Annotated in this window: 20 protein-coding genes; 10 read left to right on the plus strand and 10 right to left on the minus strand. The window is 70.6% G+C overall.

Features of this window, described 5'->3' with window-relative positions:
* Positions 1-131: 131 nt before the first annotated feature.
* On the plus strand, positions 132-1,727 hold the full coding sequence (locus AC5L30_RS03260) for a beta-N-acetylhexosaminidase (RefSeq protein ID WP_494865225.1): 1,596 nt from the start codon (positions 132-134) through the stop codon (positions 1,725-1,727).
* A gap of 64 nt (positions 1,728-1,791) precedes the next feature.
* On the opposite strand, the gene AC5L30_RS03265 is transcribed toward AC5L30_RS03260, so the two are convergent.
* Positions 1,792-2,142 (minus strand): hypothetical protein, encoded by a 351-nt coding sequence (locus AC5L30_RS03265; protein WP_494865226.1) that lies wholly within the window; start codon positions 2,140-2,142, stop codon positions 1,792-1,794.
* A gap of 302 nt (positions 2,143-2,444) precedes the next feature.
* Here AC5L30_RS03265 and AC5L30_RS03270 point away from each other — a divergent pair, with 302 nt between their 5' ends.
* From AC5L30_RS03270 to AC5L30_RS03280, 3 genes are all read left to right on the plus strand, one after another.
* Complete coding sequence (locus AC5L30_RS03270) at positions 2,445-3,227, plus strand: alpha/beta fold hydrolase (RefSeq protein WP_494865227.1); 783 nt, start codon at positions 2,445-2,447, stop codon at positions 3,225-3,227.
* Positions 3,228-3,606: 379 nt separating this feature from the next.
* Entirely contained in the window at positions 3,607-4,056 is a 450-nt protein-coding gene (locus AC5L30_RS03275; RefSeq protein ID WP_494865229.1) for a hypothetical protein, read from the plus strand.
* The gene (locus tag AC5L30_RS03280; RefSeq protein ID WP_494865231.1) at positions 4,053-4,337 is read left to right on the plus strand and encodes a hypothetical protein; all 285 of its coding nucleotides are present in this window, start codon (positions 4,053-4,055) and stop codon (positions 4,335-4,337) included. The genes AC5L30_RS03275 and AC5L30_RS03280 overlap by 4 nt, the downstream gene beginning before the upstream one ends.
* A 483-nt stretch (positions 4,338-4,820) precedes the next feature.
* Here AC5L30_RS03280 and AC5L30_RS03285 read toward each other — a convergent pair whose 3' ends face one another.
* Positions 4,821-5,309 (minus strand): MarR family winged helix-turn-helix transcriptional regulator, encoded by a 489-nt coding sequence (locus AC5L30_RS03285; protein WP_494865232.1) that lies wholly within the window; start codon positions 5,307-5,309, stop codon positions 4,821-4,823.
* A gap of 123 nt (positions 5,310-5,432) precedes the next feature.
* On the opposite strand from AC5L30_RS03285, the gene AC5L30_RS03290 reads away from it, so the two are divergent.
* From AC5L30_RS03290 to AC5L30_RS03300, 3 genes are all read left to right on the plus strand, one after another.
* A complete protein-coding gene (locus AC5L30_RS03290; RefSeq protein ID WP_494865233.1) occupies positions 5,433-5,876 on the plus strand; it encodes a nitroreductase family deazaflavin-dependent oxidoreductase in 444 nt (147 codons plus the stop codon).
* Positions 5,877-5,935: 59 nt separating this feature from the next.
* Positions 5,936-7,378 carry an MFS transporter gene (locus tag AC5L30_RS03295; protein WP_494865234.1) on the plus strand — a complete coding sequence of 481 codons (1,443 nt, stop codon included), beginning with the start codon at positions 5,936-5,938 and terminating at the stop codon, positions 7,376-7,378.
* 740 nt (positions 7,379-8,118) lie between these two features.
* Positions 8,119-8,391 (plus strand): HNH endonuclease, encoded by a 273-nt coding sequence (locus AC5L30_RS03300; protein WP_494865236.1) that lies wholly within the window; start codon positions 8,119-8,121, stop codon positions 8,389-8,391.
* Positions 8,392-8,932: 541 nt separating this feature from the next.
* Here the strand turns inward: AC5L30_RS03300 and AC5L30_RS03305 are convergent.
* Positions 8,933-9,487 carry a hypothetical protein gene (locus AC5L30_RS03305; RefSeq protein ID WP_494865324.1) on the minus strand — a complete coding sequence of 185 codons (555 nt, stop codon included), beginning with the start codon at positions 9,485-9,487 and terminating at the stop codon, positions 8,933-8,935.
* Between the two features lie 384 nt (positions 9,488-9,871).
* Between AC5L30_RS03305 and AC5L30_RS03310 the strand changes: the two genes are divergently transcribed.
* Positions 9,872-10,867: a tyrosine-type recombinase/integrase gene (locus AC5L30_RS03310; RefSeq protein WP_494865237.1), complete on the plus strand. Its 996-nt coding sequence runs from the start codon at positions 9,872-9,874 to the stop codon at positions 10,865-10,867.
* A gap of 6 nt (positions 10,868-10,873) precedes the next feature.
* Here AC5L30_RS03310 and AC5L30_RS03315 read toward each other — a convergent pair whose 3' ends face one another.
* The 4 genes from AC5L30_RS03315 to AC5L30_RS03330 all read right to left on the minus strand — a co-directional run bounded on the left by AC5L30_RS03315 (position 10,874) and on the right by AC5L30_RS03330 (position 15,599).
* On the minus strand, positions 10,874-11,530 hold the full coding sequence (locus AC5L30_RS03315) for a fasciclin domain-containing protein (protein WP_494865239.1): 657 nt from the start codon (positions 11,528-11,530) through the stop codon (positions 10,874-10,876).
* A 101-nt stretch (positions 11,531-11,631) separates the two neighbouring features.
* Positions 11,632-13,740, minus strand: coding sequence for a M14 family zinc carboxypeptidase (locus AC5L30_RS03320; protein ID WP_494865241.1), 2,109 nt, complete (start codon positions 13,738-13,740; stop codon positions 11,632-11,634).
* Positions 13,741-13,978: 238 nt separating this feature from the next.
* On the minus strand, positions 13,979-14,788 hold the full coding sequence (locus AC5L30_RS03325) for an alpha/beta hydrolase (RefSeq protein WP_494865243.1): 810 nt from the start codon (positions 14,786-14,788) through the stop codon (positions 13,979-13,981).
* Positions 14,789-14,819: 31 nt separating this feature from the next.
* Positions 14,820-15,599 carry an endonuclease/exonuclease/phosphatase family protein gene (locus AC5L30_RS03330; protein WP_494865245.1) on the minus strand — a complete coding sequence of 260 codons (780 nt, stop codon included), beginning with the start codon at positions 15,597-15,599 and terminating at the stop codon, positions 14,820-14,822.
* A gap of 181 nt (positions 15,600-15,780) precedes the next feature.
* Here AC5L30_RS03330 and AC5L30_RS03335 point away from each other — a divergent pair, with 181 nt between their 5' ends.
* Positions 15,781-16,551, plus strand: coding sequence for a sulfite exporter TauE/SafE family protein (locus tag AC5L30_RS03335; RefSeq protein WP_494865246.1), 771 nt, complete (start codon positions 15,781-15,783; stop codon positions 16,549-16,551).
* 8 nt (positions 16,552-16,559) lie between these two features.
* On the opposite strand, the gene def is transcribed toward AC5L30_RS03335, so the two are convergent.
* Together def and AC5L30_RS03345 are read right to left on the minus strand one after the other, a co-directional pair.
* Complete coding sequence (gene def / locus AC5L30_RS03340) at positions 16,560-17,069, minus strand: peptide deformylase (RefSeq protein ID WP_494865247.1); 510 nt, start codon at positions 17,067-17,069, stop codon at positions 16,560-16,562.
* A 32-nt stretch (positions 17,070-17,101) separates the two neighbouring features.
* The gene (locus AC5L30_RS03345; RefSeq protein WP_494865249.1) at positions 17,102-18,370 is read right to left on the minus strand and encodes a chorismate-binding protein; all 1,269 of its coding nucleotides are present in this window, start codon (positions 18,368-18,370) and stop codon (positions 17,102-17,104) included.
* A 123-nt stretch (positions 18,371-18,493) separates the two neighbouring features.
* On the opposite strand from AC5L30_RS03345, the gene AC5L30_RS03350 reads away from it, so the two are divergent.
* Positions 18,494-18,694: a DUF5999 family protein gene (locus AC5L30_RS03350; RefSeq protein ID WP_007460326.1), complete on the plus strand. Its 201-nt coding sequence runs from the start codon at positions 18,494-18,496 to the stop codon at positions 18,692-18,694.
* Between the two features lie 125 nt (positions 18,695-18,819).
* Here the strand turns inward: AC5L30_RS03350 and gcvP are convergent, their stop codons facing one another.
* Positions 18,820-21,642, minus strand: a complete 2,823-nt coding sequence (gene gcvP, locus AC5L30_RS03355) for an aminomethyl-transferring glycine dehydrogenase (protein WP_494865252.1) — start codon at positions 21,640-21,642, stop codon at positions 18,820-18,822.
* Positions 21,643-21,695: the final 53 nt, after the last annotated feature.

Raw genomic sequence — 21,695 nt, forward strand, 5'->3', positions numbered from 1 at the left:
CACACGTGAGGTCGGCGACAACGCTGTCTCGACACGCTCTTACCTTAAGGAAGGTTTACAGTACGGCCAGGGCGCCGGTAGCCTGCGAATCTAATCGACGAATGTCGATCATGACGAGGCCTGGAGGTACCGTGCGTCGCCGACACACCACACGGCTGCTGGCCATAGCCGCACTCGCGCTACCACTCACCCTGCCCGCCACCCCCGCACCCGCGGCGGCACCCACCACACCAGCCCGGCAGCTCAGCGACGTCATCCCCGCACCGGTCGAAACCCGCCCCGACGCGCACAACGCGTTCCGGATCAGCGCCCTGACCGTCATCCGCACCACCCCCGGCTCAGCCGCCGCCTGGAGCATCGGCCGCCAACTCGCCGCGACACTGCGCCCCGCCACCGGCCACCCCCTGCCCGTCCTGCCCGCACGCTCCACCCCACTACCCGAGATCGCCCTGCTCATCGGCGGCGCGGACAACCGCATCGGCCAACAGGGCTACCAACTCGACGTCACCCGCCGCGGCGTCACGATCCGGGCCAACACCCCCGCCGGGCTCTTCGCCGGTACCCAGACACTGCGCCAACTGCTCCCCGCCGAAATCGAGGCACCCCACCGGCAACGGATCACCTGGACCATCCCCGGCGGACGCATCCTCGACTACCCACGCTTCGCCTACCGGGGAGCGATGCTCGACCTCGCCCGGCACTTCCACACCGTCGACGACATCACCGCCTACGTGGACCTGCTCAGCCAGTACAAAATCAACTACCTGCACCTACACCTGACCGACGACCAGGGTTGGCGCATCCAGATCGACTCCTGGCCCCGCCTCACCACCGTCGGCGGCGGACCCGGCACCGGAGTCGACGGCGTCGGCCCCGGATACCTGACCAAGGCCGACTACAAGGCCGTCGTCGCCTACGCCGCCGCGCGGCACATCACGATCATCCCCGAGATCGACATGCCCGGACACACCAACGCCGCCCAGTCGACGTACCCCGAACTCAACTGCGACGGCGTCGCACCGCCCCCGCGCACCGACATCGCGGTCGGCTACAGCTCCCTCTGCATCAACGACGAGCTCACCTACCGCTTCGTCGAGGACGTCATCCGCGAACTCGCCGCCATCACACCCGGACCATTCCTGCACATCGGCGGCGACGAAGCCCACGCCACCACCGACGAGGACTACCGCACCTTCATGAACCGGGTCCTGCCCCTGGTCACGAAGTACGGAAAGCGCGCCTCCGGATGGAACGAGATCACCCAGGTCGACCCGTCCACCGACGTCGTTCCCCAGTTCTGGGGCACCGGCACCACCAACGCCAGCCTCGCCGCGGCAGCCGCCCGGGGCAACAAAATCATCATGTCGCCGGCCAACAATGCCTACCTGGACATGAAGTACGACGCCAACACCCGCCTCGGCCTGCGCTGGGCCGGCCTGATCGAGGTCTCCGACGCGTACGGCTGGGACCCCGCCACCCGGGTCACCGGCGTCGGCGAGGACGCCGTCCTCGGCGTCGAGGCCCCACTGTGGTCCGAGACGCTGCGCACCCTCGACGACATCGAATACATGGCCTTCCCCCGCCTGCCCGCGATCGCCGAACTCGGCTGGTCCACCTCCGCCAGCCACGACTGGGAATCGTTCCGGAGCAGGCTGGGGGAGCAGGCACCCCGCTGGCGACTGCAACAGGTCGACTTCTACCCGTCCCCGCAGGTGCCCTGGATCTGAGCCCCGTACCCACCTCGCACGCTCTTCGTGGGCACCGGCCGACCCGGCCGGTGCCCACGAACGCTCAGCGACCGCAGGCGGTGTCCAACGCCTTCAGCGGCGGGTCGAGATCCGGCGCCTCGACCTCGGTGGCCTTCGGGCCGGCCAGGTGCTTCTCCACCCCCACGGCCAGGGTCTCCAACGCGGTGCGCACCTGCGGATCGACAGCGGTCGGTGCCGCCGTTCGAAGGTCCTGCAACAGCGCGGTGTAGTGGCCACGGACCTTCGCGCCCGCCTCCTTGGCGCTGACCGGCTTGTCGATGGCGGCGATCGCATCGTCGGCCATCGCGACGTAGTGCTTCTTGACAAAATCGAGACTGGCGTCGCAGACCTGCTTGCTGTTCGCCGCCACGTCGACGGTCGGGCTGGGCGCCACGGTCGGCGACGGCGCGGCAGTCCCCGCGCTCTCCTTGTCGGCAGGCTGGCAGCCGACAACGAGACCAACGGACGCGACCAGGCCAACGACGATACGGACAGGCTTACTCGTCAAGGTGTTCCCCCGTGATGATGTGCGACCCCGCCGTCCGTGGTGAACGCGCGGCGGCCAGAGCGCACCACTGTAGACAGCCCACGTCGATGGCGCACACCGCTTTCACCCGCCGCCCGCCCGGTGTCCCTGCTCAACCTCGGCGGGCATGAGACGTTGAAGCACACTGCCGTCTCCAGCGAGGACTCCCGATGAACCTGGCGTACGACCATTCAGCGGAAACCGGACCAGCGGTGGTGTGCCTACCCATGTTCAGCATGAGCCGCACCGCCACGGCCGCCGCCCTCAGCCCGGCCTTCGCCGGCGCCGGCCTACGAGAGATCTACCTGGACCTACCCGGTCACGGAGACACCCCCGCGAACTGCCCACCCACCTCCCAGGCGCTGCTGGACACCGTCTGCGCCTGGCTCGACCACCACCTCGACGCGCCAGCCCTGCTGGCCGGCGGCTCCTACGGCGCGTACCTGGCCGCCGGCATCGCACGCCAACGACCCGACCTCGTCCGCGGCCTGCTCCTCGTCTGTCCCGGCGTCACCATCGCCCGCCACAGCCGGGACCTGCCCGACGAACCACCACTCGAAGCGCCCACGGGCTGGCTCGACGCCGCTCCCGCCGCCCTGCACGCACACCTCGACGCCGCCCTGGGCCACCGCACCCCAGCCGTCGTCGCGACGGTCCTCGCGGCACTGAACTCCGGCGGCCCCGGTGACCCGACCTTCCAACAGCAGCTGCAGAGCGGCCCCGACTACGCGCTACCCGACGAGACCGCCAAGGTCGTCTTCGACAGTCCGGTCAGCGTGATCACCGGCCGACAGGATCGGATCGTCGGGTACGCCGACCAGTTCCGCGCCATGCGCCACTACCCGCGCGGCACCTACACCGTGATCGACGCGGCCGGCCACTACCTGCCGTACGAACAACCCACCCTACTGCGATCGCTCACCCAGGACTGGCTGCGCCGTACGCGCGGCTGACAGCCCGAGCTGGGGGAGGACCTCGCCCGCGGCCACACCGCAGCGGCACCATGATGAACGGCAGGGGACAGCCCCGTACCGACGAGGAGGCCGGGATGAAACGTGACCCGTCGCCCGGCCCGGACGAACGCTTCGTGCGACAGACCGAACGCGTCCGTCGGGAACTGCTGGACAGCGCGACACCGGTCGTTGCGCTCACCGGTCCCGACCGCCCAGCCGCAGAATGCTTCGCCGGCACCGAAACCTTCAACGACACGATCACCGTCGTCCGGATCGTGCACGGCGACCCACCGCCGGACCGTGGGCGACGGTCGACACCGCCCGCTGGGCCGACCTCCCGGTCAACGCCGGCCCGTTACGCGCGCACCTCGAACACGACATGCGACTCGCCGGAGACCGATTCTCCGACGTCGAATGGACCGAGAACGACACGACTGTCCTGGTCGACGAGCAGCCAGTTCCCGGCCGCACGGTACGAGCCGGCCACCGGTGGTGGGCGACCCGCTGCGAACGCGACGGTGTCGAGATCACCGTGACCGCCCGCGACTGGCACCCGGCCACCGTCCACCTCGGCTCGGTCACCGACCTCACGCCACTGCTCGACGCACTGGGCACCCGCCCCGCGGCGGTGACACCACCCACCGAACCGGTCGCCCTGCCGCCCGGACTGGCCCGGGAGCCACACCGAGCGCTCATCGACGCCGCCCTGCGTACCCGTCGGGACCACAACGCCTGGATGGCCGACGGGGGAGCACCGCCGCACCTGCCGCCGTACGCCGACAGAGGCAACTCACCGATCAGGACGAACCGGACGCCGACCGTACGGTGAGCGACATCGTCGCCCACGTCACCAGCCTCGCCGACGGCGCCACCTGGTTCGACGATCACCCGACGCTGCGTGACCGCGCCATCAACGAGATCCTGCTGTACGGCACGGGGATGGGTGAAGGTGTATCGAGCCACCCGGCTCAACGGGCCTGGCGCGAACGGCAACACCTCATGCCCCGGCAGGGCGCGCCCATCAGCGAGCGCGAGGCTATCGACCGGCGCTGGCGTGACGCCTGGGCCAGGTGGGCCAACGCCGCCGTTGTCATTTCTCAGTTGACCTAGGCCACGCGGATGGCTCTTGATCTGCAGTGGCCAAGTTAGTGAGAATCCTTGAAGAGTCATGGATCTCATTATCTCGGGCCAGGGGCAAGCTTTCTCATTATCTCGGGCCAAGCGCGGACTTCGAGTCCCAGGGCTTCGCATTGAACAGGTTTGGGCTCTCTGGGAAGCAGGGCTGCCTGTGCGGCCGGAGCAAGGTGGTGAATTGCAATGGTCGTGGCTTCTGACGGGATGAGTTCGAAAGGTTGGTGAGAGTCGCTTCGCAGTGGCGGTCGATGGCACCACCCACTACGCCACCGGGGGTTCGGCTGCCTCCACCCGCATACGCCCCGCACGGCGGCTGGCAGCCGCAACGTCACCCTCGCCGGCTACGAGGTCTACCGCCTTCGGTGCTGATGACTACGCGACGACGTCCACGCCCGTCCGCCGCAAGATTGCGACAGAGCACGAGAGACCCGCTCCCGCGGGTCTCTCGGCGGGCGCGTATCAAGGGCGAGGCAGGTCGTCCTCCTCGCTGGAGAGTTCGCGCTCGTACGCCTGAAGGGTCTCGACCACGGTCTGTCGCTGCGCGGGGGTCAGTGGCTGTAGTGCCGTTCGCCACGCGTGGGCGCCTTTCGACAGCCAGGCATCGACCGCGGCGTGGTGTTGCTCGGCGATGGTCACGATCGTGCGTCGCAGGTCGGCGTCGTCCTGGCGGCGCTGCAGGATGCCTCGCCGGCTCAGATCGCTGACCATCAGGCTCACCGTCGCTGGGGCGACCTCCAGTCGGGCGGCGAGTTCGTTGATGCCCATCGGCCCGTCGAAGAGCAGGTAGGCCAGCAGCGACAGGTGCCGGGGAGCGAGCGAGAACGACTGGAGTTCGTCGGGGATCCTGGATCGCTTGATCCGCCCGACCACCCGCGGCATCAGCAGCAGCAGCGTGCGGATCGCGTCCTCGACGCTCGTGCCGGGCTTCTTCCGACCGTCAGTTGACATGCCTTTGACCTCAAAGTAGCTTTCATTGCAAAGCAAAGTAGCTCTGTGTGTACAGCTTAGCCGGGTATCGCTACTCGGACGAGTTGCGTCCACAGCCACCCAGACCGAGCAGAGGACTGTGACATGTCTGAGACCGAGCCAGCAGTGCAGGTCTGGAACCAGCAGATCGTCGAGGAATTCCGCGCTAACGGCGGACGGGTCGGCGGCCCGTTCGAGGGAGCCACCTTGGCGTTGGTCACCACCACCGGCGCCAAGAGCGCCAAGCGCACCACCAACCCGCTGACTTACCTACGCGACGACGAGCGGATCCTGATCTTTGCCTCCAACGCCGGCGCGCCGACCAACCCCGCCTGGTACCACAACATCGTGGCCAACCCGCAGGTCACCGTCGAGGTCGGCACCGAGATCTACACAGGCGTCGCGACCCCGCTGCACGGCGAGGAACGCGACCGGCTCTACACCCGCCAGGCGCAACTCGTCCCCGCCTACGCCGAGTACCAGACCAAGACGTCACGGCCGATCCCCGTCGTGGCCGTATACCGGCGGACCACCGGAAACCAGGCATGAACAGGACGGAAGCCCAACCGGCGACGCCGTACAGCCCACGGCGCTGGGCCGCGCTGGCCGTGACGCTCCTCGCCGTCCTGATCGACATGGTCGACTCGACCGTGATCAACGTGGCGCTGCCCTCACTGCAACACGACCTACGCGCATCCTCGGCGCAGTTGGAGTGGTCGGTGGCCGGCTACACCCTCGCCTTCGCCGCAGCGATGATCACCGGTGGGCGGCTCGGCGACCGGTACGGCCGACGGCGCATCTTCCAACTCGGACTCGCGGGTTTCACCATCATCTCGGCACTGGCTGGCCTCGCGACCAGCCCGCAGACGCTGATCGCCGCGCGGATCCTGCAGGGCGCCTCGGCGGCGCTGATGGTCCCCCAGGTCCTGTCGATGCTGCAGGTCGAGTTCCCCAAGACGGAACGTCCCAAGGCCATGGCGATGTACGGGATGACCTTCGCCCTCGGCGGACTGGGCGGTCCACTCCTCGGCGGCATGCTCCTCGACGCCGACCTGTTCGGCCTCGGCTGGCGACCGATCTTCTTCGTCAACGTGCCGATCGGGATCGCCGCATTCATCGGCGCCGCCGTGCTGACCCGCGAGTCGCGCGCCGCACAAGCCGCGACGGCTGACGTGCGCGGGACCGTAATCGCCACCGCCGGGCTGCTCGCCCTGCTCTACCCGCTGGTCGAGGGCCGCACCTTGGACTGGCCATGGTGGACCTTCACCCTGATGGCGGCCTGCCCGCTGCTGCTGTGGCTGTTCATCCGCTACGAACGGACCGTGGCCGCACGCGGCCAGACGCCGCTGGTCGACCCGGCGCTGCTGCGCCATCGCGGCGCCCTGGGCGGACTCCTGGTCTCGGTGCTGTTCTTCGCCGGCACCGCCTACACCCTGGTCCTGACCGTGCATCTGCAGACCGGCGCCGGCTACACACCACTGCGCACCGCACTGACGATGATCCCGTTCACGATCGGCGTGGGTCTGGGCTCCGCTATCGCACCGAGACTAATGCCGATGGGGCGAAAGATCGTCATCGCCGGCTCACTGACCATGGCCACCGGGATGGGCCTGATCCTCGCCGCGGTGCAACGCTACGGCCCCGAGCTGCACCCCTGGCAATTGATCCCTGGCATGGTGATCGCCGGACTCGGCATGGCGATGGTAGCCGGAACGCTGATGACCATCGTGCTGGCCAAGATACCCACCCAGCACTCAGGCGCGGCATCATCACTGATCAACACCACCATCCAGGTCGGCGTCGCGACCGGTGTCGCCCTCGTCGGCACCATCTACTTCGGACAACTCGAGAGCGGGCACCAGGCAGTGACCTCCGCGACGGTCGGACTCCTGGCAGTGATCGGGCTCTACATACTGGCCGCGCTAATCGCACTGATCCTGCCACCCGGGCCAGTGACCGTCATTGAAGACCCCGCCACCGATCCCAGCGCCCCAACCAACCCCATCGACACACCCCGCACACCATCAGCAGCATCCTCGGCACCCCACTGAATCCGAGTCCACTGAAATTGCTGGCACGAACCCGGACCTGGCGAACCCTGGCCCCACCGCTCTGAGGGCTCCCGTGAGCCTTCTCGCTCAGGCCATCGGATGTCAGCCACGTCGCTGCGAAGCCCTGGATGAACCGCCAGGCTCCGGTGCCTTCTATGTCGGCCGCAAGCTCATGAGAAACCTCGAAATGTCCGGGCGCGGCGCAGACTCTAGCGAGAGCCCGCTGGCCTAACCAACCAGGCTCATGTGGCGGGCGGGGTTCGGCCAACACGGACATGGCCATGAATATCCGTGAGGAGGTTGTCGGCTGGGCCGGGCAACGGCCGGACGACGCACGGCCCAGCGTCGGCCGATAGCCACGACCGCGATGACGTTACATCTCCGGCAAGGGGAATAGCGCATGCTCGGAATAGCACTACCAGCTCGCCAAGAAGTGGGGCAAGAACTGGCGGGAGCTGGCTCGGCCGACTCCGCAGCCACGAGCCGAGACGTGCTTCATCGACGAGTGCCCCAACCCTGTCCTGGCGGTCGGGTACTGCGGCTCCCACTACCAGCGCCTTCGGAAGTACGGCGACCCGCTGGGGTTCAGGCATCGTCCGTGGACGCCGCGCCTGAACGGAGCCGCTTGCCGGTGGTGCGGCGGGGCGGTCGACCGATCGGCCGGCAAGCACAAGGTCTTCTGTAGCTCCGGGTGCGCCGATGCGAGCTGGACCGCCGGGCCGAACGGCATCAGGCACAACATGCGCCGCCGCAGCGCCCTGGCCCGGGAGAAGGCGGACCTCATTACCGAGCGGGACCTAGCGCGGCTCCTGGCGCGGCGAGGCGGCCTATGCGCGTACTGCCGCCTCGCCGCGCCGACCAGCATCGACCACATCGTGCCGCTCAACCTGGGCGGACGTCAAAGCATCGGCAACCTCGCGTGGGCCTGCGGGTCAGGCAACTCCAGCAAAGGCGACCGCCTGCTGTTCGCATGGCGGGTCACCCAGCGAAGGGCGCTCGCCCTCGCCGCGTAGCTCGGGAAGGGAGTGATGATGTCCCATCTCAGCCTCACCTGAGGAGGTTGAACTCCTCGACCCCATCCACGTAGTGGGGGCCATCATCAGGTCGGCGAGCTCGTCGACCACGACCAGCAGTTGCAGGTACGGGCGGATCCTCCGGTCGCTGTTCGGGATCTCAACCTGACAGCGCTCTTGCCCCGGATCGGGGGAGGAGGAGCCGCACCCTCCGACGACCCGACCGCGTACGAGTGCCTCGACCTTCCCCTTCGGACGCAAACCACCGCCCAGCGGGTGACGGTCGGGCCGGCGGAGGATGAACAATCCATGCCGGTCACGCAGCGAAGGGGGCAGGATCCCAAGCGGGACAGGGGCGCCCGCCGTGGCTCAAGTACGTGAGAAGACTCAGGAGATGGCTCAAGTTGTTGAGAATGGCTCAGGACGAATGAGAAGTGATAGCACCCGCACCTGCCCCACCACCGCAACGAAGGCGATTCGATAATGCACATTATGTAAAGTAGAGCTTTCTGGCGGTCCCCTCATCGTCGCCCCACAGGGTTCAGTCGCGCGTCCGGCCGGGCGGGCAGGCGTCCTCGTCCGGCCCGACGAGGCGCGCGTTGACCAGCGGGTTGCGCCGTAGGGCCGTGAGCACGGCGGCGCTGGCGCCGATGTCGGTCCAGGTGTCGTCCCACAGGGCGGAGACGAGCCAGGAGCGATCCGCCGGGAAGAACAGGTCGGGCAGCGCCCCGTCGCCGCGCATGTGGCCGGTCCGCCAGGTGAGGGCCTGTTCCGGCCCTGCCTCGACCAACACGTAGGGCCAGTCCCAGTAGAGGGACACCCTCGGCGCGTGCGGGAAGACGACGTCGTGGGCACCGGTGTCGAGAAAGCCCAGCCACCAGGGCTGAGCTGGCGTGCACGCCGCCAGCTCGTCGATCACCGCGGATTCGTGGGCGTCGAGACCGACCCCGTCGGGCGGGTGGAAGGTGCCGTACGCCTCGAACACCGGCGGGATCGCGGTGGTGACCGAGAAACCCTGGGTGGTGCGCCCGGCGAGCCAGGCGACGTCCCTGGCCGTGCCGATCCGCCAGCTCCGTCCGTCCTTGCTGACGTCCATCGGCTCCGTCCTGGTGGGTGCGTCGTCTCCCGCGTCACGGCCGACGGTGGCTGGAGACGCATGTGGAGCCCGCCCGGGTCGACCGGCGGCCCGCCAGTGGTGCCCCTGGGAGCAGACCAGATCCGGCGGAGAGTCCCGGTCCCGGTACGTGGTGACCGTGCCGGGTCGACCACAGGTGGGACAGGTCGGCGACGTCATGCCGCGCACGATACGTGCTCCTCGATCAGCTCCGGCCGTCTCGCGGCAGTCCGGCGCGGCGGCCGCGCTGACCGCTGTCGCCGCCGTGCGCTGCTACGACCGTCCGAGCTACGGCGCAGGCACTGGCGCCTCTCCCCCCTCTCCCTCCGCTTCCCTAGAACGCGAAAATCGTGCATAATATCCCTTATGCATGACAAACAGGACGAATCGCTCGTGGTGTTGATCGAGGAGTTCCTGACCGCCCGGGCGACCCGCAAGCCCTCCCCGCACACCCTGGCCGCGTACCGCCGGGATCTGCACGCGGTGGCGGCCCTGGTTGCCGAGGATGCCGCCACTCCCCTCCCCCTGGGCGCGTTGTCGATCACCGACCTCTCCCCCCGGGTGATGCGGGCGGCCTTCGCCCGGTTCGCCGCTCCCCGGGCGCCCGCGTCGGTGCACCGGGCCTGGTCCACCTGGAACAGTTTCTTCACGTTCCTGGTGGCCGACGGGATCGTGGCCGGCAACCCGATGCCGGCGGTCGGGCGACCTCGGGCGCTACTCCCCCAGCCGAAGCCGCTGCGCGGGGCGGACACTCCCGAGGTGCTGCTCGCGTCCGCCGCGCGCGACGACGGTCGGCAGCGTGACCCGTGGCCGGAGCGGGACGTGGCGGTGTTGGCGGTGGCACTTTGCGCCGGGCTGCGCCTGTCGGAGTTGCTGGCGCTGCGGGTCGGCTCGCTGGGTGGTCGGCCCGGTGAGCGGCGGGTCGAGGTGGCGGGCAAGGGTGGGCGGCCCCGGGTGGTGCCGATCGAGGCGGATCTGGACCGGGTGCTGGTGGACTACCTGGACAGTCGGGCGCGGCGCTTCGGTTCGCGGTCGGTACGCCCCAACTCGGCGTTGCTGGTGGATCGGCGCGGTGAGCCGTTGCGCCGTGGTGGCCTGCAGTATCTCGTCGAGTCGTGTTACCGGCGGGCCGGCATCGGTGACCGGGTGCCGCGTGGGGCGCGGTTGCACGCGCTGCGGCACACCTTCGCGACTCGGTTGGCGGAGGACGGGGCGAGCGCGGCGGAGATCATGCGGTTGTTGGGGCACGCGTCGTTGGCGTCGTCGCAGACGTACATCGAGGTGACGGCCGGGCAGCAGCGCGACGCGGTCCGCGCCAACCGGACCAACCGCGCGCTGGCGGGTCTGGTGCCGCCCGGGTGAGCGTGGTCAGTGGGCGCGGTGGCCGGCGCCGTCGGCGGTGACGGGCAGTGGGCCGAGGACGGCGTTGATGATGTGGATGCGGGCGTTGGTGGCCTGGTAGTCGGCGCAGACCGTGTCGGCGCGGTCGCCGAGGCGGGCGGTGGGTCCGGTGCGGGTGACGGTGACGGTGACGCCGTCGAGGGTGGTGGTCCTGTCGGCGGTCGTGAGGTCGCCGATCGGGTGGGCACCGGTGATGAGGTGGGCCTTCATCAGGGTGCGGAGCTGATCGGTGTGGCGGGTCATGAGGTCGTCCCAGTTGTCCTCGGAGAACGTGGCGGCGAAGGCGTCGTCGGAGGGCGCCAGGACGGTGACGCCGGCGCCGGCGGGTAGGTCGGTGAGGACGCCGCTGGTGCGCAGGGCCGCTTCGAACGTGGTGAGGGTGGGGATCCAGCGCAGCGCCTCATCGACGGGTTGCCCGGCGAGGAAGCTCGGGTTGCCCGGCTCGGTGCCGGTGGGCAGGGCGGCGCAGAGCGGCCCGGTGACCTGGGGTGCGGCGGTCGCTGCCACGGCATCGGTGCGGGGAGCTGTGGGGCTGCCGGTGCAGGCGGCGAGCAGCAGTGCCGGCGCGAGGAGGCCGAGGGCCCGTAGTCGGGGGTGTCGTGGTGGGGTGGCGGGTTGCGACACGGCGGCCTCCACGGTTTCGGGTTGGTGGGTGGGTGGGGATGTGCCGGCGGCGTGGGTGTCGACACCCACGCCGCCGGTAGTTCGGTTCGGTCAGTTGGCGGTCACAGTGCCGCGCACTGGTTGGTGCGGGGGCCGTGGACGGTGTTGGCGATGCCGAGGTTGCTCGGGGTGGGGTTGTTGCCGGTGCAGGTGAGGGGGCCTCGGATGGTGGTGCCGGCCAGCACGGGCGTGTCGGTGCCGGTGGCGTTGCCGGTCAGGCTGACCGGGCCCGCGATGGTGACGTCGATGAGGGAAACCGCATCGGTGCTCGTCGCGATCTGGACCGGCCCGTTGACGGTGCTGTCGGCGAGGAGGATGCCGGCGGCGCCGGTGGCGGTGACCGGGCCGCTGATGGTCGTCCCGGTGGCGACGAGTGCCGCGCCGGCCCGGACGGTGACCGGCCCGTTGACGGTGGCGTCGGCGGCGCAGGTGAAGCCGGTGACGGTCAGTGGTCCGTTGCGGCGGCCGGTGAGGGTCGGGTAGACGCGTTCGCCGTCGGTCAGTTTCTCCACGCCCATTGGGTCGAGGAGCAGTGGGATGAGGCCGCGTTCGGGTTGGTTGAGGGGGACGTAGTAGGCGTCGCCGGTCTTGAGGACCTTCCAGCCGTGGGCGGCGATGCGCTGTGCGACGGTGGTGCCGACGCCGCCGGGTCCGTCGGTGCGGGCGCCGTTGTACTGGGCGTCGGTCAGTTTGTAGGCGCAGGGCGCGTTGTCGAGGATGAGGTTGGCGGGGGGCGCGTCCGGAGGTGGTGGGCTGTCGCCGGGGTGCGGTGCCGGGTGGGCGGGGATGGGTCGGGAGCCGCGGAAGACCAGCCGGCCGGTGTTGGCGGCCTGGAATTCGATGGCTTCGGTGCGGGCGGTGAGGATGTCGGCGCGGTCGGCACGGTGGTAGTCGAGGAACTGCTGGAACGTCCAGAGGGCGGAGTAGGTCTTGCGGCGCCGGTTGTTGGCGGTGTTGCCCTCGTCGGGTCGGGTCTGGCCGCCGGAGCTGCGCAGTTCCAGGAGCGAGTTGGTGACGTTCTTGAGGCCGAGGGTGTTGCGCAGGATGGTTTCCTCGCTGAGGCCGACGTTGCCGCCGCCTTCGCAGCCGTAGGGGCAGGCCCACCAGCCGGCTTCGGCGCCCTTGGCGTACATGTGGCCTTCGATCATGTCCTGGGACTGGTCGAAGATGGGTTGGGCGACGTTCTGGTGCCGTGGGGGCAGCATCGGCAGGTCGCCGGCGCGGGAGTTGCCGAACTCGTGGCCGTCGTAGCCGGCGACGGGTCGGTAGTCGCGGACCATCGTGATGTACGCGGTGGTTTCCGGCTGGCGGATGAGCGAGTAGTCGCGGTTGAGGTCCTGGCCGGTGGAGTTGCCGCGGGTGTTGTTGGCGCGGCCGTCGCCGTTGATGGTGGGGACGATCAGGACGGTGGTGTGGCTGAGCAGGTCGGTGATGCGGGGGTCGGTGCTGAAGGCGAGTTGGCGGGCCATGATGAGGCAGGCTTCGCGGTCGCCGGGTTCGTTGCCGTGCACGTTGCAGTTGATGGCCACGGGTGCGGTGGCGGCGACGGCTTGCGGGGTGGCCGCCGGGGTGGGGTGGCCGATGACCATCATGTTGATGGGTCGGTTCTGCACGGTGCGGCCGAGTTCGACGACGCGGACGCGGTCGCTGAGGGCGTCGATCGCGGCGGTGTAGGCGTACTCGTCGGTGTCGCTGGTGTACTGCGCGGCGTGGGTGGTTTCCCAGCCGGTGCGTAGTTGCTCACCGGGGGTCGTGGGGTTGCCCCAGGGTGCGGTGGTGGCGGCGGTGACCGGGTCGGAGTAGGGCTGTTCGGTGGTGTCGGTGCGGGCGCGTACGCGCCACTGGAAGGTGTCGCCGGGGTTGAAGCCGGCGTCGGCGAAGGTGGGTTTCTGTTGGTTGATCTGGCGGTTGGGTCGCCAGATGCCGACGATGGTCGGTGCGCCGGTGGGGGTGCCGTTGGTGTCGACGGTGGTGCGTTCGATCTGGTAGTCGGTGGCGCCGTCGACGGGTTGCCAGGCGAGGGTGGCGTATCCGTCGGCCTGGCGGACGGTGAGGGCGGTGACCTGGTGGGGTTGCGCGGCGCTCTGGGCGTTGGCGGGGGTGGGTGCGGTGGTGAGGGTGAGGGCGATGAGGGTGGACACGGCGATGAGGGTGGGTCGCTGACGTCTCATGTGGCCTCCGACGAGTTGATCGTGGCGCGTGTCGACCAGCATGATCGTCGAAGTCCGTCGATGCAATGATCTTGAGAGAATCTTGCGTCTCGGTGCGGGTGCTCCCCCGCGCGCGGCTGTGCGCTGCGGCCGGGCTCGGTTGACTCGGGTTCCTGGGGAGTTGGGGCGTCCCGTCGCGTCGACAGCGTGGTGTACCGAGAACCGAGTTGATCAGGGCGGGAAGCGCGCGCCGAGTTGATCAGGGCTGGGTGCGGGCGTGGCGCAGGGCCCAGTCGAGGGCGACGTCGGCGATGCGCTCCCAGCCCTGCTGCGCGGGCAGCAGGTGCGCGTACCCCTCGAAGAGCTCGACCTCGGTGAGGGTGTCGCCCTGGTAGAGCGCGGCGTTCGCGCGCTGCACGCTGGGCGGCATGATGTGGTCCTCCGAGCCGGAGATGAACAGCAGCGGCGCGCGTTGGTCGTTGTGGTAGTCGACGGCGATGTCCTGGGGGCCGGGCAGCAGGTTGGCCAGGACGCTGTCCCAGAGGATGCCGCCGGCGGCGGGGATGGCGTAGCGCTCGTACAGGGCGCGGGCCTGCTGCTCGTCGAAGGTGTTGGTGAATGCGTAGTTCCACTGCTCGAAGGTGAACCCGACGGCGCGGTGCCGGTTGGCGGGGTTGCGCAGCACCGGGAAGGTGGAGCGCAGCTGCGAGAAGGGGATGTTGCGGACGCCTTCGGTGGGCGCCGAGTTGAGCACGACGGCGCTGGCGCCGTATCCCCGGTCGAGCAGCACCTGGGTGAACGCCCCGCCGGCGGAGTGCCCCATCAGGATCGGCGGTGTGGGCAGCGCGGCGACCACCTCGGTGAGGTGCGCGATGACCTGCGGCGCGGTCAGTGTCTCCAGGGGGCTGGGGTCGGCGTTGATCGCCTCGACCTCGCCTTCCAGCCCGGGGTACGTGGGGGTGAGCACCCGCAAGCCCTTGTCCTGGTAGTGAGTGACCCAGTTTTCCCAGCTGCGGGGGGTCACCCAGAAGCCGTGGATGAGCACGATCGTGTCTGGGGCGTCGTTCATGGTCAGCTCCCTGTGGTGTCGGGGACGGTCGTCAGCCGAGGTCGACCAGCAGGGGCCGGTGGTCGGAGATGGTGGACGCCGGCGCGGTGACGGCGCGTACCGGCGGGAGGTCGGCGAGGGCGTGCCGGTCGGCGAGGATGTGGTCGAGTTGGACGCGGGGCTGCCCGGAGGGATAGGTGGGGCGTCGGCCCAGGGGGTGCCAGCCGGAGATGAGCCGGGCCGCGCCGGCGGGCAGGTTGAGGTCGCCGAGCAGGACGCGGGGGCCCGGTAGCGCGCGCAGGGCGCGGACGGTCTGGCGCAGTTGGCGGGCGTTCCAGCCGGGCACGAAGGACAGGTGGGTCGCGGCGACGGTGAGTGGGCCGTGCGGGGTGTCCAGGACGGCGGCGAGGACCACGCGGGGTTCGTCGTGCAGCAGGATGAGGCCACCGCGGGGGCCGGGCACGTAGACCGGTGAGCGGACCGGCGCCGGTTTGAGTCGGGTGACCTGCCAGCTGCGGACGGGGTGTCGGCTGATCAGGCCGATGCCGTAGCAGGGTTCGCCGTGGCCGTCGTCGTCGTGACGCAGCGGGCGGAACTGTTCGCCGGGGGTGCCGACGACGGCGGCGGCGAAGCGGTGGTGGGGTGCGTCGAGGGCGCGGGCGGCGATGGCGGTGAGGTCGAGGTTGCCGCTGCGGTGTTGGTCGCGGTCGACCTCCTGCAGGGCGAGCACGTCGGCGTCGAGGGCGCCGATGGCGGCGGCGAGGCGGTCGGGGTCGACGAGCCCGTCGGTGAGGGACCGTCCGTGCAGCAGGTTGAAGGTGGCCAGGCGCACTCCTGCACCTTACGTGCCCGTGGCATGGTTGCCGGGTGGTGAAGGTGCTGCTGTGCTCGATGTTGGTGTTCGTGGCGGTCGGCGCGTTGGGGGTGTGGTTGCGACGTTCGCGGGGTCGTTGAGGTGAGGCTGGCCACTTCAGGGCCGGTCAGCCCCGCCCCGGTGAGGAGAATGGCCGCCCGTGGACGCCGTATCGCTGAGTACCCTGCTGGCCGCCGCGGCGATGGCCGGGTGGGTCGATGCCGTGGTCGGTGGTGGCGGGTTGTTGCTGCTGCCGGCGTTGCTGGTGGCCGCCCCGGGGTTGCCGGTGGCCACCGCGCTGGGCACGAACAAGTTGGCCGCGATCTTCGGTACGGCCACGGCGGCCACGACGTACGCCCGGCGGACCAAGGTCGACTGGCGGGTGGCGGGGCCGGCGGCGGGGTTGGCGGTGCTCAGCTCGGGCGTGGGCGCCGCGCTGGCCGGGGCGGTGCCGGCGTCGGCGTACCGGCCGGTGGTGTTGGTCGTGTTGGTGGCGGTGGCGGTGTTCGTGCTGCTGCGCCCCCGGCTGGGGGTGGTGGCGTCGCCGGCGAAGCGCACCCCGCTACGGATGGCGGCGGTGATCGCGGTGGCCGGGGTGGGGATCGCCCTGTACGACGGGTTGATCGGCCCGGGTACCGGCACGTTCCTGGTGTTGGCGTTCACCGCTCTGCTCGGCGCGGACTTCCTGCACGGCTCGGCGATGGCGAAGGTGGTCAACGCGGGGACGAACCTGGGCGCGCTGGTGGTGTTCGGGGTGACCGGGCACGTGTGGTGGCTACTGGGCGCGGGCATGGCGGTGTGCAACATCGCCGGCGCGGTGCTGGGGGCGCGGATGGCGTTGCGCCGCGGCTCCGGGTTCGTGCGGGTGGTGCTGCTGGTGGTGGTGTTGGCGTTGGTCGCGAAGCTGGGCCACGACCAGTGGGTGGCCTAGGGCCTGCCCTAGCTTCGGCGGCTGGGTGAGTCGAAGCGTCCGGCGCGGATCTCGCGCAGGGCCCGGCGGCGGGTGTCGCCGCGCAGGGTGTCGACGTAGAGCCGCCCGTGCAGGTGGTCGGTCTCGTGTTGCAGGGCGCGGGCCAGGAACCCGCTGCCGGCGATGGTCAACGGCTCGCCGTGCTGGTCGACGCCGTGGGCGGTGGCGTGCAGGGCCCGCACGGTCGGGAAGTACAGCCCGGGGATGGACAGGCAGCCCTCCTCGTCGTCCTGGAGCTCCTCGGACAGTTCCAGGGTGGGGTTGATGAGGTGGCCGCGGTGCCCGTCGGCGTCGTAGACGAACACCTGGGCGCTGACGCCGATCTGTGGTGCGGCGACGCCGGCGCGGCCGGGGGCGCCGAGCAGAGTGTCCATCAGGTCGGTGACGAGGGCGCGCAGCTCGGCGTCGAAGGTGGTGACCGGTTCGCATCCGGTGCGCAGGACAGGGTCGCCGATGATCCGGATGGGCCGCATGGTCATGCGGGTCAGCGTATCGCCGTCCGGTGCTGCGGTCAGCGCCCGGCCAGGGTGGCGCGGATCGGGGTGGTCTTCGCGGCGGCCTCGGCGACCTCGGCGTGCGCGTCGCTGTCCCAGGTGATCCCGCCGCCGGCCCAGGTGTGCAGCCGCTGACCGTCGGCGGCGGCGGTGCGGATGGTCAGGCCGAGGTCGACGTGGCCCGGGGTGACCCAGCCCAGCGCGCCCATGCTGGCGCCCCGCCCGACGGGTTCGAGGGCGTTGATCTGGGCCAGGGCGGCGAGTTTCGGGGCGCCGGTGACGGAGCCGCCGGGGCAGGTGGCGCGCAGCAGGTCGGCGAGGCCGAGGCCGTCGGCAGCGGTGGCGCGGACGGTCGACTCGGCCTGCCACAGGTCGCACCAGCGGCGGACGGCGAACAGGTCGTCGACGGTGACGGTGCCGGTGCGGGCGATGCGGGCGAGGTCGTTGCGTTCCAGATCGACGATCATGATGTGTTCGGCGCGTTCCTTCGCGCTGGCCAGCAGTTCGGCGCGGCCGGCGGCGGTGGCCGGGCGGGTGCCCTTGATCGGTCGGGTGATCACCTGTCCGTCGGTGACCTCGACGAGGGTTTCCGGGGAGGCGCAGCCGATGGCCCAGCCGTCGCCGGTGAGCACGCCCCCGTAGCGGGCGCCGGGGAGCGCGCCGAGGCGGCTCAGGGCGGGCAGCGGGTCGCCGGTGTAGGGAGCGGCGGCATGGCCGACGAGGTTGCTCTGGTAGACGTCGCCGCGGCCGATGGCGGCGCGGATCGCGTCGACGGCGGCGGCGTGCTGGCCGGGGGTCCAGCTCTCGGTCCACTGGCCGAGCCACCACGGTGGCGGTGGGCCGGGCCGGGTGACCCGGGCGGGGCCGTGCTCGTAGACGACGACGGCGAGCTCGGGCAGGGACGGCGCGGGCTCGGGTGCCCCGGTGGGTGCGCCGGCCAGCAGCGCCCCGGCGGCGGCGGACAGGTACAGGGCCGCGCCGCAGGCCCCGGTGCCGTGCCGGCCGGTGGCGGGTCGGGTCAGGTCGTGCAGGGGCAGGCCGTGCGCGGCGAGGAACTCCTCGGCGAGGGCCGCCGGGTCGCCGCCGTCGCCGCGAGACCAGTGCAGGCGGGCGCGTTCGGTGAGCGCGCCCCGGCACGCGGCCGGCGCGGCGGGTACATCGACCCCCGCAGCCCGGCGGCTGCCGGCGACCACCGCAGCCGGGCCCGCGGCCCACGCAGCCGGGCCGCTGCCCGCGCTATACACCTGTGGGAGCGTTTCCACGCCGTACGGTCCAACCTTCCTCATCCGTTCAGTGGATTTCCCGGCAACCAGGCGGGCACCTGCTCGATGCTGGACACTTTCGCTTGGTACTGTGCGTCACTGGTCATGTGAACCATGACACAGTGCCCCCACAGTCCGGAGAACCCGATGTGCCAGCACCAACCGACCTGCCCCTCCGCTGAAGCCACCGACCGGGAAGCCGCGCGGGTCCTTGCCTGCTTCCGTGAGCAGGGCTGGAGCCTGCTCTGCAACGGTGTCATCGTCTTCGAGGACACCGGCGAGCTGCTTCCCGACGGCAGCAGCATCGCACCGCACCGCGGCCCCGCCCGCCACGCCCTCGTGGCCTGACCGACCACTCAGCGTCACCGAATAGCCGCCGTCGACCCAGGCTAGTCCCCCCGGTAAGGGACGTCCCCGCCCAGGTCGCAGCGGCTGCCGGGGCAGGCGGTACCGCCCGCCCCGGCGCGCCGTCGTCAGTCCTCGAACGCCTCCGGCGACGGGCACGAGCAGACCAGGTTCCGGTCGCCGTACGCGCCGTCGATGCGCCGCACCGGCGGCCAGTACTTCCCGGCCCGGTCCACCCCGGCCGGGTACGCGCCCACCGACCGCGGGTACGCGTGCGACCACTCGTCCCCGCTGACCATCGCCGCGGTGTGCGGCGCGTTCGCCAGGGGGTTGTCCCCCGCCGGCCACGCCCCGGAACCCACCTGCTCGATCTCCGCGCGGATCGCGATCATCGCGTCGCAGAACCGGTCCAGCTCGGCCAGGTCCTCGCTCTCGGTCGGCTCCACCATCAGCGTCCCGGCCACCGGGAACGACATCGTGGGCGCGTGGAAGCCGTAGTCGATCAGCCGCTTCGCCACGTCGTCGACGCTGACCCCGGTCGCCTTCGTCAACGGCCGCAGGTCGAGGATGCACTCGTGCGCCACCAGGCCCTTGTTGCCGGCGTACAGCACCGGGAAGTGCCCGCGCAGCCGCGCCGCCACGTAGTTCGCCGCGAGCACCGCCACACCGGTGGCCCGGGTCAGCCCCTCGGCGCCCATCATCCGCAGGTACGCCCACGGGATCGGCAGGATGCCCGCCGACCCGTACTTCGCCGCCGAGATCGCCGGCGTGGCGTCCACGTGCGCGCCCAGCGGGTCACCGGGCAGGAACGGCGCCAGGTGCGCGCGGACCGCCACCGGGCCCACCCCGGGGCCACCGCCGCCGTGCGGGATGCAGAACGTCTTGTGCAGGTTCAGGTGTGACACGTCCGCGCCGAACTTGCCGGGCTTGGCGAACCCGACCAGGGCGTTGAGGTTCGCCCCGTCGACGTACACCTGCCCGCCGGCGTCGTGGACCTTCGCGCACAGCGACGCGATGCCCGTCTCGTACACGCCGTGCGTCGACGGGTACGTCACCATGATCGCGGCGAGCGCGTCCCGGTGCTTGTCGATCTTCGCGTCCAGGTCGACGAGGTCGACGTTGCCGTCGTCGTCGCAGGCCACCACCACGACCCGCATGCCGGCCATCACCGCCGACGCCGCGTTCGTGCCGTGCGCCGACGACGGGATCAGGCACACGTCGCGGTGCGTCTCACCCCGCGACGCGTGGTACGAGCGGATCGCCAGCAGCCCGGCCAGCTCACCCTGCGAGCCGGCGTTGGGCTGCACGCTGACCGCGTCGTAGCCGGTCACCTCGGCCAGCCACGACTCCAGCTGACCGATCATCTCCCGGTACCCGGCGGTCTGCGCGTCCGGCGCGAACGGGTGGATGTTCGCGAACTCCGCCCAGCTGACCGGCTCCATCTCGGTGGTCGCGTTCAGCTTCATCGTGCACGACCCGAGCGGGATCATGCCCCGGTCCAGGGCGTAGTCGAAGTCCGACAGCCGCCGCAGGTAGCGCAGCATCGCCGTCTCCGAATGGTGGCTGCGGAACACCGGGTGGGTGAGGAAGTCGCTGCCCCGGGTCAGGTCGACCGGCAGGGCCGCGTCCACGTCGCCGTCGAACGCGGGCACCCCGAACGCCGCCCAGACCTCCCGCAGGTGCGCGTCGGTCGTCGTCTCGTCGCAGGACATCCCCACCCGGTCGGCGTCGACCAGCCGCAGGTTCACCCCCCGCCCGGCGGCGGCCGCGACGACCCGCGCCGCCGCGCCCGGCACGGTCGCGGTGACGGTGTCGAAGAACGCGACGTCCGCGACGTCGACGCCACCGGTGCGCAACCCGGCCGCGAGCCGCGCCGCCATGCCATGGGTACGCGTCGCGATGTCCCGCAGCCCGTCCGGGCCGTGGTAGACGGCGTACATGCCGGCCATCACCGCGAGCAGCACCTGCGCGGTGCAGATGTTGCTGGTCGCCTTCTCCCGCCGGATGTGCTGCTCACGGGTCTGCAACGCCAACCGGTAGGCCGGGTTGCCGTCCGCGTCGCGCGACACCCCGACCAGACGCCCGGGCAGCATCCGCTCCAGGCCCGAGCGCACCGCCAGGTAACCGGCGTGCGGCCCACCGAAGCCCATCGGTACGCCGAAACGCTGGGTGGTGCCGGCGGCGATGTCCGCGCCGATCTCCCCCGGCGCGCGCAGCAGCGTCAACGCCAACAGGTCCGCCGCGACGGTCACCAGGGCGCCGACGGCGTGCGCCGCCTCGACCAGGCGCGCGTGGTCGCGCACCGCACCGGACGCCCCCGGGTACTGCAGGTGCAGGCCGAAGAACTCCGCCGGCAACTCGTCGCGCTGCACGTCGAGGACCCGCACGTCGATGCCGAGCGGCTCGGCCCGGCTGGTGATCACCGCGATGGTCTGCGGCAACGCGTCGGCGTCGACGACGTACACCCCGCTCTTGCTCTTGGAGGCCCGCCGCGCCAGGGTCATCGCCTCCGCCGCCGCGGTGCCCTCGTCGAGCATCGAGGCGTTCGCGGTGGCCAACCCGGTCAGGTCGGTGACCATCGTCTGGAAGTTCAGCAGCGCCTCCAGGCGGCCCTGGCTGATCTCCGGCTGGTACGGGGTGTACGCCGTGTACCAGGCCGGGTCCTCCAGCACGTTGCGGCGGATCACCGCCGGGGTGTGCGTGCCGTGATACCCCAACCCGATCATGGAGACGGCGACGGTGTTACGCGCCGCGAGGGCCCGCAGCTCGGCGATCGTCTCGGCCTCGGTGGCCGGGTCGGGCAGGTCGAGGGTGCCGTGCCAGCGGATCACCTCGGGGATCGCGGCGTCCATCAGCTCGTCGATCGAGTCGTGCCCGACGACCTCCAGCATCCGACGCTCATCGTCGGGGCCGGGACCGATGTGACGGGTGGCGAACTGCTCTACGGTCATAGGGGGCACTCCCGGGGCGAGGTCGACGTGTCGGCCTCCCCCTCTGTCGCACC

The sequence above is a fragment of the Micromonospora sp. BQ32 genome (assembly GCF_059358895.1).